Origin of the sequence: Pseudomonas poae (genome assembly GCF_001439785.1) — a bacterium.
In the GTDB taxonomy this organism is placed as follows: Bacteria; Pseudomonadota; Gammaproteobacteria; order Pseudomonadales; family Pseudomonadaceae; genus Aquipseudomonas; species Aquipseudomonas poae.
In genome coordinates, this window is the sequence record NZ_JYLI01000010.1 from 72,076 (window position 1) to 84,710 (window position 12,635).

Sequence of the window (12,635 nt, forward strand, 5' to 3'; positions counted from 1 at the left end):
CCGCTATGCTGCTTCGCTTACTCAAAGGAGTTCCCTATGCGTAAGGATTACCTCGCCTTTTTCATCTCCCTCTTTCTATCAAGGCTGGCGGATCAGATCCTGTTATTTATTGTGCCGCTGGTGGTATTCCAGACCACCAACAGCGCTTCGTGGGCAGGGCTGGCGTTTTTCGTCGAATCGCTACCGCGATTTCTCGTGTTCCCCTTGTGCGGCGCCCTGTGCGACAAGTACTCGCCTATCAAGATCCTGCATATCAGTCAGGTCTACCGGGCATCGCTCTGTGTGCTGGCGATGGCGCTCTACGGAATCTTTGGTGGTATCGGCTGGGTGGTGGTCCTGTCGGCACTGTGCGGAGTGCTAACCACGCAAGGCATCATGGCTCGTGAAGTGCTTATGCCGCCTATCTTCCAGCACTACAGCTACACCAAAACCTTGTCCTATTCCCAGATCGCCGATCAGACAGGACTGGTACTCGGACCTCTGGTGGCGGCATTGATGCTCGAAGTTTGGGCTTGGCACTGGGTAGTGCTTTGGATCGCCGGATTATTTCTGCTGGCAGACATAAGCATGCTGGCGTGGCAACGTCTTAGCCGCATTACGCTAGAGGTGTTCGAGCAGCCTCAAGACATCTGGCTGCAGCCCTTGAGGATCGCTTTTGGGCATATTCGTAGCCTGGCGGAATTAAAAAAGATCATCACTCTGGCGGTAGGCGTCAACCTGATCGTCGGCGTCACCTTGGCGACCTCGGCGGCCATGGTCATCGGCCAATACAGCGCCGGCAAGGATAGCTATGCAGCACTGCAAGCGGGAGGTGCAGTGACAACAATCTTGATCCTTTTTTTCCTCGCTCGGATTGTGGTGCCTCTGCGGGTCCTCGGGGGGGTTGGATATTCAACGATCGCAACTGGGGCATTCATCAGCGCCCTGAGTCCGAATCTATTCGGCTATGTGTTGGGTTTCCTGTTAATCGTCGGCTTTGACAAAATGTTCAACGTCTACATGCGCACTATCCGGCAGCGGGTAATACCGCCTCAGGACTTCGGCAAGACGGTAGGCGTGATCACGCTGCTGAACAACATATCCCAGCCCTTGGCAGGTTTACTGGTGGCTTTGTTAGCTTCGCCTTTGGGCACCCAGAACGTAATCCTGATTCTGGCCGTGTTGACCACCATTCTTGGCGCATTTGCTATGTGGTGGTTCAACGGTTCGCGGCCCAGTCCCGAGCTTGACTCTCGAGTCTGACCAAGAAGCCGGAAAATGAAAGTATGGCTGAATTAACTTCCTTGGAATCGGGCTGAAAGTAAGGGCGAACGTAGCGCCTCGTACTCACATGAGCGCGGCGCTATAAGCGGGACACATCAACCTTCTGACCGTACCGGCCATCCTGCAGCCAGCATTTGAGTGCCGAAACCTCGTTAGCGCATTCCAACGCAGATGCGCATTGGAATGCTTCAGTGCTCTGCTGAGCATGGAAGCGGATAGGTTGCTTGGCGCCTGGACGGTAGATTTTCCCGAGTGGCTTGCCCACGAACGATTCAAAATATTTTTTCTGAAAACCGTTGGAAGTCGAAATCAGCATCAAGATGGGGAATACAACCCAGCGGTAGACGAACCAATATAAAAATTGATGCGCAACAAATCGCAAAAGGCAGTGCCAACGGTGGACTTGAAATCCGTGACTGGAGAGGAGTTTCAATGGAACTCAGAAACGAAAAAAGCGGCGCAAGGCCGCTATTTCCGTGGCTTCCAGGCGCTCAATTGGCCTTGGCGGAAGCAAATATGGCGCAGCGGACGGGACTCGAACCCGCGACCCCCGGCGTGACAGGCCGGTATTCTAACCGACTGAACTACCGCTGCGCGTAACACATGAAGCGAATGGTGGGTGATGACGGGATCGAACCGCCGACCCTCTGCTTGTAAGGCAGATGCTCTCCCAGCTGAGCTAATCACCCTTCGTTTCGGTGTGGGCGCATCATACACCAAAAAATCGTAATGTCTTGATTTAAATGCACTTTATTTAAAAAAAGGACAACTCACGACTGTTTGCCATATTTCGGACAATAAAAAGCCCGCAATTAAGCGGGCTTTCCGTGGTGACCTGGCGTTCAGCGTTCCAGATAACCGAATATGGCGCAGCGGACGGGACTCGAACCCGCGACCCCCGGCGTGACAGGCCGGTATTCTAACCGACTGAACTACCGCTGCGCGTAACACGTGAAGCGAATGGTGGGTGATGACGGGATCGAACCGCCGACCCTCTGCTTGTAAGGCAGATGCTCTCCCAGCTGAGCTAATCACCCTTCGTTTCGGTGTGGCGCGCATTCTACGGAGCGACCCTGGGTCTGGCAAGTACTTTCTTAAATCTTTTTTTTCAGCCCTTCCAATGGCTTACGCAGGGTTGGCCTGCGCCCGTATCAAGAGAATAATGCCCCCCTTTGTATAGAGGAGAGACTCACCCCATGTGGTTCAAGAACCTGCTTATCTATCGCCTGACCCAAGATCTGCCTGTTGATGCCGAGGCGTTGGAAGCGGCCATGGCCACCAAACTGGCGCGCCCGTGTGCGAGCCAGGAGCTGACCACTTACGGTTTCGTCGCCCCTTTCGGTAAAGGTGAGGACGCGCCGCTGGTTCACGTCAGCGGCGACTTCCTGCTGATTGCCGCGCGCAAGGAAGAACGTATCCTGCCGGGCAGCGTGGTGCGTGATGCGGTCAAGGAGAAAGTCGAAGAGATCGAGGCCGAGCAGATGCGCAAGGTCTATAAAAAGGAACGCGATCAGATCAAGGATGAAATCATCCAGGCGTTCCTGCCGCGTGCGTTTATTCGTCGCTCGTCGACGTTCGCCGCCATCGCGCCGAAACAAGGCTTGATCCTGGTCAACTCGGCCAGCCCGAAACGCGCCGAAGACCTGCTGTCGACCCTGCGCGAAGTGATCGGCACCCTGCCAGTACGCCCGCTCACCGTGAAAACCGCACCGACCGCAATCATGACCGACTGGGTCACCACCCAGAAGCCGGCCGACGATTTCTTCGTCCTCGACGAATGCGAACTGCGCGACACCCACGAAGACGGTGGCATCGTGCGTTGCAAGCGCCAGGACCTGACCGGGGAAGAAATCCAGCTGCACCTGACCACCGGCAAGGTCGTGACCCAGTTGTCGCTGGCCTGGCAGGACAAGCTGTCGTTCATGCTCGACGACAAGATGACCGTCAAGCGCCTGAAGTTCGAAGACCTGCTGCAGGACCAGGCTGAACAGGACGGCGGCGACGAAGCCCTGGGCCAACTGGACGCCAGCTTTACCCTGATGATGCTGACCTTTGGCGATTTCCTGCCAGCGTTGGTGGAAGCACTGGGCGGCGAAGAAAACCCACAGGGCATCTAACGCCATGTGAAGATCAAAATGTGGGAGCGGGCTTGCTCGCTCCCACACTTGATGTGTGTTTACACTTCAAGAATCCAATAAAAAGGACATCCCCATGCGCGCACTCGCCGCACTGAGCCGCTTCGTTGGTAATACCTTCGCTTACTGGGTGTTGATCTTCGCGGTGCTCGCCTTCCTCGAACCCGGCTGGTTCCTTGGCCTGAAAAGCGCCATCGTCCCGCTGCTGGGCCTGGTGATGTTCGGCATGGGGCTGACCCTCAAACTTGAAGACTTCGCCGAGGTCGCCCGCCACCCGTGGCGTGTGGCCCTGGGCGTGGTCGCGCACTTCGTGATCATGCCGGGGGTTGCCTGGTTGCTGTGCCGGGCCTTCAACCTGCCGCCGGAAATTGCAGTGGGCGTTATCCTGGTCGGCTGCTGTCCGAGCGGCACTTCGTCCAACGTGATGACCTGGCTGGCCCGAGGCGACCTGGCCCTGTCGGTGGCGATTGCCGCCGTCACCACCCTCCTCGCCCCGCTGCTCACGCCAGCATTGATCTGGCTGCTGGCCTCGGCCTGGCTGCCGGTGTCGTTCATGGAGCTGTTCTGGTCGATCCTGCAGGTGGTGTTGCTGCCGATCGTACTCGGCGTGGTGGCGCAACGCGTGCTTGGCGCGCGGGTGCGCCATGCGGTGGACGTGCTGCCGCTGGTGTCGGTGATCAGCATCGTGATCATCGTCGCCGCGGTGGTGGCTGCCAGCCAGGCGAAAATCGCCGAGTCGGGCCTGCTGATCATGGCCGTGGTGATGCTGCACAACAGCTTCGGCTACCTGCTGGGCTACTTCACCGGACGGGTGTTCAAGCTGCCGCTGGCTCAGCGCAAATCGCTCGCGCTGGAAGTGGGCATGCAGAATTCCGGGCTGGGCGCGGCATTGGCCAGCGCGCACTTCTCGCCCCTGGCGGCGGTGCCGAGCGCGTTGTTCAGCGTCTGGCACAATATTTCCGGGGCGCTGCTGTCGACGTACTTCCGGCGCATGAGCGAGAAAGAAGACCGTCGCCTGCTGGAGGACGCGCCGCAAACTTGATCGTTCGATCAATCTTCGGCACTCTACCGAGCTTCGCGGGGACGACCTCGCGACGCTGTCAAAGCGCCAAACCCGGGGACGACCCCGCCTGAGAAAGCGAGGTCATCATGTCCTGGATCATTCTGTTTTTTGCCGGTCTGTTTGAAGTCGGCTGGGCCGTCGGTTTGAAGTACACAGACGGTTTCAGCAAGCCGCTGCCCACCGCGCTGACGATTGCCGCCATGGCGATCAGCCTCGGCCTGCTGGGCCTGGCCATGAAGGAACTGCCGCTGGGCACCGCCTATGCCATCTGGACCGGCGTGGGCGCAGTGGGCACGGTGATTGCCGGGATTGTTCTGTTTGGGGAATCCATGGCGCTGTTCCGATTGGCGAGTGTGGCGTTGATTATCTGCGGGCTCATTGGCCTCAAGATCAGCACATAATTCCGTACCGCTATCGCAGGCAAGCCAGCTGCGACACTTGGAATGCATTTCAAATGTGGGAGCTGGCTTGCCTGCGATGAGGCCCTCACTGCCGACACAACACTACCTGATACTTGCGCGCAACCCACCCACCACCGCCTGCAAATGCGCAGGCGTCGCCGACTCCACCGATACCGGCTCGCCCGCCACCAGCACCACCCTCGACCAGATGCGATGAAAGAATCCCTTGTGCGGATCGCGGCTGAAAAAGCTGCCCCACAATCCCTGTAGTGCCATCGGAATCACCGGCACTGGCGTCTCCTCGAGAATGCGCGTCAGCCCACCGCGAAACTCATTCATCTCGCCGTCAGCTGTCAACTTGCCCTCGGGGAAGATGCACACCAGTTCGCCCTCTTGCAGATACCGGGCAATACGCGTGAACGCCTTCTCGTAGATGTGAATATCTTCATGCCGCCCGGCAATCGGAATCGCCCCGGCGGTACGAAAGATGAAGTTCAGCACCGGCAGACGGTAGATCTTGTAATACATCACGAAGCGGATTGGCCGACGCACCGCGCCGCCGATCAACAGCGCGTCGACAAACGACACGTGGTTGCACACCAGCAAGGCGGCGCCCTCGTCGGGGATCTGCTCCAGGTTGCGGTGCTCCACGCGGTACATGGAATGGCTGAGCAGCCAGATCATGAAGCGCATGGTGAACTCGGGGACGATCCTGAAGATGTAGGTGTTGACCGCGATATTGAGCAGCGACACCACCAGGAACAATTCCGGGATCGACAGCTTGGCCACGCTCAGCAGCAGGATCGACACGATGGCCGATACCACCATGAACAATGCGTTGAGAATGTTGTTGGCGGCGATCACCCGCGCACGTTCGTTTTCGGCGGTGCGCGACTGGATCAACGCGTACAGCGGCACGATATAGAAACCGCCAAACACGCCCAGGCCGAGAATATCCAACAACACCCACCAAGCCTGGCCGTAACCGAGCACGGCCAGCCAGTCGTTGGGCTGGACGTTCTGCACGAAGCCGCCGGAATGCCACCACAGCAGCAGGCCGAACACCGTCAAACCGAACGAGCCGAACGGCACCAGGCCGATCTCCACCTTACGCCCGGAGAGTTTTTCGCAGAGCATTGAGCCCAGCGCAATACCCACCGAGAACACCGTGAGGATCAGCGTCACCACGGTTTCGTCGCCGTACAGCCACTCCTTGGCGTAGGCCGGGATCTGCGTGAGGTAAATCGCCCCGACAAACCAGAACCATGAGTTACCGACGATCGAACGCGACACCGCAGGCGTCTGCCCCAGGCCCATGCGCAAGGTAGCCCACGACTGGGTGAAAATATTCCAGTCCAGGCGCAAGTGCGGGGTGGACGCCGCTGCCCGCGGAATGCTGCGGCTGGCCAGGTAGCCCAGCACCGCCACGCCGACAATTGCGGTGGCCACCCAGGGCGCGTAATGGACGGATGACATCATGATCCCCGCGCCAATGGTGCCGGCCAGGATCGCGAGGAACGTGCCCATCTCCACCAGACCGTTGCCACCCACCAGCTCATCGTCATGCAAGGCCTGGGGCATGATCGAATACTTCACCGGGCCGAACAGCGCCGAGTGCGTGCCCATGGCAAACAGCGCCAGCAACATCAGCTCCAGGTGATGGGTCAGCAAGCCGGTGGCGCCCACGGCCATGATCACGATTTCGCCGATCTTGATCGCGCGGATCAACGCATCCTTGTTGAATTTCTCGCCAAACTGCCCGGCCAGCGCCGAGAACAGGAAGAACGGCAGGATAAACAGCAAGGCGCAGAGGTTGACCCAGATCGAGCGATCACCGTCGAGGGTCAGCTTGTAGAGAATCGCCAGGATCAGCGATTGCTTGAAAATGTTGTCGTTGAACGCGCCCAGCAACTGGGTGATGAAAAACGGCAGGAAACGCCGGGTGCGCAGCAAGGTGAATTGTGAGGGGTGGCTCATCGTCCGTGTTCCTGCGTGGCCTGTTATTGATTCAGGCCACGACTTTACCCAACTCCGCCTACTTATTCGCTAACCCAGCAATGCAAGGTGAAACAAAAAGCTCACCTTTATAGGCACCCTGCACCGTGCGCCTGGCCACAATCAGCCACATCAGCGCCAACGCCGCCACCAGCACGCTACCGAACACGCTGAAAAAACCCAAGTGCAGCAGATTCGCCAGCTTCAACGTCGCCAGCGCATACACCCCCAATGGAAAGGTAAAACCCCACCAACCGAGGTTGAACGGAATACCGACGCGCAGGTAACGCAGGGTGATCAACACGGCGATCAGCATCCACCATAAACCGAAGCCCCACAGCGTGATGCCCGCCACCAGGCCCAGGCCGTTGGCCATCTCGCCGACCCCAGGCAAGCCGTTGGCGGCAAAAATGGCCGGCGCATCGCCGCCGAGCAGCAACATGCCCAGGGCGCCCGTGCCGATGGGACCAAGCGCCAGCCAGCTCGAGGCGGCCATGTTGGCGGGAGGCAGTTTATGCAGGGCCATGCGCAGCATCAAAATGGTCAGGATGCTGAACGCCACCGGCAGGGAAAACGCCCACAACACATAGCTGGTCACCAGCATGATCAGTTGCCCGTGAGCATCGGCCAGGTGCGGCGCCAACAGCCCACCGCTCGCCGCCGCGACTTCGGCGGCGACCACCGGCAGCAGCCAGACGGCCGTCATCTGGTCGATGCTGTGCTCCTGGCGGGTGAACATCATGAACGGGATCAACACGCCACAGGCCAGGGCCATCGCCACATCGATCCACCAGATGACTTCGGCCACCGCGATCACATCGCCGCCCCAGCGCGGCAGGCCGAACAGCAGTAAACCGTTGAGAATCGTGGCCAGTCCCATGGGAATGGTGCCGAAGAACATCGACACCGTGGAGTGCCCGAAAATGCGCCGCGCCTCGTGGAAAAACATCACCCAGCGCGCGGCATACAACACGCTGAACAGGATGAACAGGCCGATGGTGAACAGCCATAACCCTTCACCCAGCGTGCGCAGCACGGGCAGGTTGACCGGCAATTGGGCCAGGGCCAGCGCGAGCACGCCGGTGCCCATGGTGGCGGCGAACCAGTTGGGGGTGAACTGGCGGATCACTTCCCGGGGACGGGTCAGGTGGCTGAACGGCTTGTAACTGATGGTATTTGGGCAGGTCATGCGGGCAATCCTCTTCCTCATATGAGGTTGAGGCCATCATAGAACCTGATCGAATATCTATATAACGGGTAATATCTCTAACTGTTATCTGTTTTACCAATATGAACCGACTGCCGGCCCTGCCACATCAGCGCAGCCAGGGCACCAGACGCCAGCAGGATCAGCACCGCGCCATAACCGTCGGTGGTCGCGATCAAGCCAAAACTTCGAATCAGGTTGCCCGCCAATAACGACGGCAAACAGAATGCCAAGTAACTCAGCACATAAAATGCCGACATCAAGCCCGCCCGCTCATGGGGCAAGGCCAGCGGTACCACACTGCGCAAGGCGCCCAGAAAGCCTGCGCCAAAGCCGCTGCCGGCGATCAGGGTGGCGATGAAAAACAGCGGCAGGCTGGCGCTATGCACCGCCGTAAGAATCAGGGCCACGCCGATGGCCAGCAACCCGGCGCCCAGGCGCAGCACCTTGTCCGCGGGTCGATTGCGCAGGGTGAGGATCATCAGCGCGCCACTCAAGGTCAGCACCGCCACCAGGCCGCCACCGATCAGGTTGGACGTCGAGCCGGTGGCCGCCCGCACCAGCGACGGCGCCAGGGAGAGATAGAACCCGCCCATCGCCCACACCGCCACATCCACCGGCAACGACAGCCACAACGCCCGGCGTGCCTGAGGCGGCACATGCAGGGTCGGACGCAACGAGGCCAATGCACCCGGGATACGGCTGACGCTTTCCGGCAGACGCCACACATACACGGCCTGCAATACCATCAGCAGCAACAATGTGCAGTAGATCAACTGGGTCGGCAGCGGCGCGAACTCCACCAGCAAACTGCTGCCCATCGCCCCACACGCCATGCCCAGCAGCGGCGCCACACTGTTGACCAACGGGCCCTGCTGGCGGTCGCTGTCGAGCAGCGCCGCGCCCAATACCGCCGTGGCCATGCCGGTGGCAAACCCTTGCAGGGTGCGCGCAGCAATCAGCCAGGCCACACTGCCTTCATTGATAAACAGCAACATCGCCAGCATATTCAGGACCAGTGCGGCAAAAATCACCGGCTTGCGCCCGAGGTGGTCCGACAACGAACCCACTGTCAGCAACGCTGCCAGCAGGCTCATGGCGTACACCCCGAAGATCAGCGTGAGCATGCCCGCCGAAAAATGCAGACCTTCCTGATAGAGGTGATACAGCGGCGTCGGCGCGCTGGAAGCGGCCAGGAACGTCAGCAAGGTGATCGCGAGGAACACCAGGCTGGGACGATGAGAAGTGGGACTGGACATGGGCACGCTCCGCTAAAGCTAATATTTTGCTTTTGCGAAGTGTGCTACCGGCTGGCTCTTAAAGCAAATTCTTTGTGTTAAGGTCGCAACCATGGCGATAAAAGAAGGCCTCCGCCCGGGGGGCCGTAGTGCCCGGGTACAAGAATCCGTACATTCGGCGGCGCGTGAACTGCTGGAAACCCATGAGCGTTCCAGTGTTACGGTGCCAATGATCGCCGCACGTGCGGGTGTCACGCCCTCGACCATCTACCGGCGTTGGGGTGACCTTGGCGTGTTGCTCGCGGATGTGGCCCTGGCCCGCATGCGCCCGGACAGTGAGCCGGCCAACACCGGCAGCCTGCGCGGCGATTTGCAGGCCTGGGCCGAGCAGTATCTGGATGAGATGAGCTCCGAGCCAGGGCGCAACATGATGCGCGACCTGCAATGCAGCGTGACCCCGGGCTACTGCGTAAGCATCCTCAGCGCGCAGCTTCAAGCGATTGTTGATCGCTATCCCGACAGCAACCCACCGAGCGTGGCCCACTTGATCAATCTGATCGCGGCGCCGACGGTGTTTCGGATTCTGTTTTCAACTGTGCCGCTGACCGTGCAGGAACTGCACGCACTGATCGAACTGGCCCTGCAAGAGTAAAGGCAATACCCAAATCCAAACGTGGGAGAGAGCGAGCCCCCTCCCACACTTTTTCCGGCTTAGGTGCGCATCCCGCGCCCGCTCACCAGCAACCGTGCACAGCCGAAGTACAAGACAACAGTGGCCACGATCATGAAAGTGATCGCCACGCTGATCTTGATATCCGACACGCCCAGGATACCGTAGCGAAAGGCGTTGACCATATGCAGCACCGGGTTGGCCAGCGACACGGTCTGCCAGAACGGCGGCAGCAGGGTAATGGAGTAGAACACGCCACCCAGGTAGGTCAGCGGCGTCAGCACGAAGGTCGGGATGATCGAAATATCATCGAAATTGCGTGCAAACACCGCGTTGATAAACCCCAACAGCGAAAAGATCGTCGCCGTCAGTACCACCACCAGAATGGTGACGCCCAGGTGGTGCACCTGCAGATGGGTGAAGAACAGCGACAGCAGGGTCACGATCACCCCGACCATCAAACCACGCAGCACGCCGCCTGCGGTGTAGCCGATCAGGATGGTGTGCGGCGACACCGGTGACACCATCAACTCTTCGATGGAGCGCTGGAATTTGCTGCCGAAGAAGCTGGAAACCACGTTGCCGTAGGAGTTGGTGATCACCGACATCATGATCAGGCCCGGCACGATGTATTCCATGTAGGTAAAACCACCCATGTCACCGATCTGCCGACCGATCAGGTTACCGAAGATCACGAAATACAGGACCATGGTGATGGCCGGCGGCAGCAGCGTCTGCGGCCAGATCCGGGTGAAGCGCTTCACTTCGCGGTAGACGATGGTTTGCAGCGCGACGAGGTTGGGTTGCAGTTCTGAATTCATACCGCCACCTTCGCCAGATTTTTCTCCACCAGGGACACAAACAACTCCTCAAGGCGATTGGTTTTGTTACGCAGGCTCAATACTTCGATGTTCTGGGTCGCCAACTGGGTGAACAGCGCGGTGATACCCATGGCCTTGTCCACCTGGACTTCCAGGGTGCGACTGTCCACCAGGCGACTCGGGTAGCCCAGCAGCTGCGGCGGCGCCGACAGCGTGTTCTTCAGATCGAGCAGGAACGTTTCCACGTGCAGTTGGCCCAGCAGATTACGCATGCTGGTGTTCTCGACGATGGTGCCGTGGTCGATGATGCCGATGTTGCGGCACAGCTGCTCGGCCTCTTCAAGATAGTGGGTGGTGAGAATGATGGTGATGCCCTTCTCGTTCAGCTCGGTGAGGAAGGTCCACATGGAGCGGCGCAGTTCGATATCCACGCCGGCAGTGGGCTCGTCGAGGATCAGCAGGCGCGGCTCATGTACCAGCGCGCGGGCAATCATCAGACGGCGCTTCATGCCGCCGGACAGCGAGCGCGAAGGCACGTCACGCTTGTCCCACAGTCCCAGTTGGGTCAGGTACTGCTCGGCGCGCTCCTTGGCGACCTTCGAAGGAATGCCGTAGTAGCCGGCCTGGGTCACGACGATGTCGAAGGTCTTTTCGAACTGGTTGAAGTTGAATTCCTGAGGCACCACGCCGATGGAACGCTTGAGCGCCGCCGGAGACTTGTCGAGGTCGTGGCCGAAGATGTTCACCGTGCCGCTGGTCTTGTTGACCAGGGTGGAAAGAATACCGATGGTGGTGGATTTGCCGGCACCGTTGGGGCCGAGCAAGGCGAAGAAATCACCTTCGGCAACGTCCAGATCGATACCACTCAAGGCCTGGAAACCGTTGCCGTAGGTTTTGGTTAGCTGCCGGATGGACAGAGCGGAACTCATATCGGAATACGCACCAAAAGAAGGGAATGGAAAGGGTAGATGAAGGCGCAGCGCAGGTAGTTCAACCTGGGTGCATGGCGGGCATGGTGAGTGCCCGGGTCGCACAAGTACAGTCAACCGCATTAATAGTGGGTATTAAGTCAACGCGGTCATCACTGCCTTGCGGAAGGCCGGACGCTGTTGCAGGCGCTGGTACCAAGCCTCCAGGTGCGGCATTGCCGGGCGCTCGATGGGCATTTCGAACCAGGCGTAGATGAAGCAGCCCAACGGGATATCGCCCATGCCGAACGCGTTGCCGGACAGATAAGGTTGCCGGGCGAGCGCCTGCTCAACGGTGTTCAGTGCATCGACACAGGCCTGGCGTCCGGCATCGATGCTGTCCCAGTCCTGTTTTTCCGGCGGGGTTCGCACGATGCCCCAGAACACCGCTTTGAACGGATCAGCGAGGGTCGAGGTGGTCCAGTCCATCCACTTTTCCGCGTTGGCGCGGGCTTGCAGGTCAGCCGGGTAAAAGTCTGACGCGTGTTTGGCGCAGAGGTAGCGCACGATGGTGTTCGATTCCCACAGCACAAAGTCGCCATCTTCGATCATCGGCACCCGACCGTTGGGGTTCAATGCACGGTATTGCGGCGTATCGACGACCCCGAATGCCCCGCCTGCATCAATCGCCTCATAGTCCAGGCCGAGCTCTTCGGCGCACCACAGCGCTTTTCTGACGTTCGACGAATTTTTACGACCCCAGATTTTCAGCATGACCGCTCCCTGGATGGGTGAATGCACAACGTGTTGTGATGGAAACCGCAGCATACGATGCCTGAGTGGCAAAACGGTACTGGATGACTGGCAGGTCAGATAAATCCGCACGAGTTCCGGTACATTTTCATACGAACTCCCCCCTCATGGGACGGTCACT

The 12,635-nt window shown here is 59.2% G+C and carries 11 protein-coding genes and 4 tRNA genes; 5 read left to right on the forward strand and 10 right to left on the reverse strand.

The features are described from left to right. The first annotated feature begins 36 nt into the window (after positions 1–36). The gene (locus TU75_RS13665) at positions 37–1,242 is read left to right on the forward strand and encodes an MFS transporter (RefSeq protein ID WP_060549231.1); all 1,206 of its coding nucleotides are present in this window, start codon (positions 37–39) and stop codon (positions 1,240–1,242) included. Positions 1,243–1,780: 538 nt separating this feature from the next. Here the strand turns inward: TU75_RS13665 and TU75_RS13670 are convergent. The 4 genes from TU75_RS13670 to TU75_RS13685 all read right to left on the reverse strand — a co-directional run bounded on the left by TU75_RS13670 (position 1,781) and on the right by TU75_RS13685 (position 2,300). Continuing rightward, positions 1,781–1,857: transfer RNA gene (locus TU75_RS13670), tRNA-Asp, on the reverse strand. 19 nt (positions 1,858–1,876) lie between these two features. Next, a tRNA-Val gene (locus TU75_RS13675) sits at positions 1,877–1,952 on the reverse strand. 176 nt (positions 1,953–2,128) lie between these two features. After that, positions 2,129–2,205: transfer RNA gene (locus TU75_RS13680), tRNA-Asp, on the reverse strand. 19 nt (positions 2,206–2,224) lie between these two features. Beyond that, positions 2,225–2,300 (reverse strand) — tRNA-Val (locus tag TU75_RS13685). Between the two features lie 159 nt (positions 2,301–2,459). Here TU75_RS13685 and rdgC point away from each other — a divergent pair. From rdgC to sugE, 3 genes are all read left to right on the forward strand, one after another. Then, positions 2,460–3,380: a recombination-associated protein RdgC gene (rdgC, locus tag TU75_RS13690; protein WP_060549232.1), complete on the forward strand. Its 921-nt coding sequence runs from the start codon at positions 2,460–2,462 to the stop codon at positions 3,378–3,380. Positions 3,381–3,474: 94 nt separating this feature from the next. Continuing rightward, positions 3,475–4,440: a bile acid:sodium symporter family protein gene (locus TU75_RS13695; RefSeq protein WP_015371674.1), complete on the forward strand. Its 966-nt coding sequence runs from the start codon at positions 3,475–3,477 to the stop codon at positions 4,438–4,440. A 107-nt stretch (positions 4,441–4,547) separates the two neighbouring features. Further along, positions 4,548–4,862 (forward strand): quaternary ammonium compound efflux SMR transporter SugE, encoded by a 315-nt coding sequence (gene sugE / locus TU75_RS13700; protein WP_015371673.1) that lies wholly within the window; start codon positions 4,548–4,550, stop codon positions 4,860–4,862. A 102-nt stretch (positions 4,863–4,964) separates the two neighbouring features. Here sugE and TU75_RS13705 read toward each other — a convergent pair whose 3' ends face one another. The 3 genes from TU75_RS13705 to TU75_RS13715 all read right to left on the reverse strand — a co-directional run bounded on the left by TU75_RS13705 (position 4,965) and on the right by TU75_RS13715 (position 9,323). After that, positions 4,965–6,839 carry an MFS transporter gene (locus TU75_RS13705; RefSeq protein WP_015371672.1) on the reverse strand — a complete coding sequence of 625 codons (1,875 nt, stop codon included), beginning with the start codon at positions 6,837–6,839 and terminating at the stop codon, positions 4,965–4,967. A 58-nt stretch (positions 6,840–6,897) separates the two neighbouring features. Then, entirely contained in the window at positions 6,898–8,046 is a 1,149-nt protein-coding gene (locus tag TU75_RS13710) for a TDT family transporter (protein ID WP_060549233.1), read from the reverse strand. Positions 8,047–8,123: 77 nt separating this feature from the next. After that, positions 8,124–9,323 (reverse strand): MFS transporter, encoded by a 1,200-nt coding sequence (locus TU75_RS13715; RefSeq protein ID WP_060549234.1) that lies wholly within the window; start codon positions 9,321–9,323, stop codon positions 8,124–8,126. A gap of 91 nt (positions 9,324–9,414) precedes the next feature. Between TU75_RS13715 and TU75_RS13720 the strand changes: the two genes are divergently transcribed. Further along, positions 9,415–9,954, forward strand: a complete 540-nt coding sequence (locus TU75_RS13720) for a TetR/AcrR family transcriptional regulator (RefSeq protein WP_082630404.1) — start codon at positions 9,415–9,417, stop codon at positions 9,952–9,954. A 59-nt stretch (positions 9,955–10,013) separates the two neighbouring features. Here TU75_RS13720 and TU75_RS13725 read toward each other — a convergent pair whose 3' ends face one another. The 3 genes from TU75_RS13725 to TU75_RS13735 all read right to left on the reverse strand — a co-directional run bounded on the left by TU75_RS13725 (position 10,014) and on the right by TU75_RS13735 (position 12,475). Further along, complete coding sequence (locus tag TU75_RS13725; protein ID WP_003237123.1) at positions 10,014–10,793, reverse strand: ABC transporter permease; 780 nt, start codon at positions 10,791–10,793, stop codon at positions 10,014–10,016. Continuing rightward, positions 10,790–11,722, reverse strand: a complete 933-nt coding sequence (locus TU75_RS13730; RefSeq protein WP_003237125.1) for an ABC transporter ATP-binding protein — start codon at positions 11,720–11,722, stop codon at positions 10,790–10,792. The genes TU75_RS13725 and TU75_RS13730 overlap by 4 nt, the downstream gene beginning before the upstream one ends. Before the next feature lie 135 nt (positions 11,723–11,857). Further along, entirely contained in the window at positions 11,858–12,475 is a 618-nt protein-coding gene (locus tag TU75_RS13735) for a glutathione S-transferase family protein (RefSeq protein WP_015371668.1), read from the reverse strand. Positions 12,476–12,635: the final 160 nt, after the last annotated feature.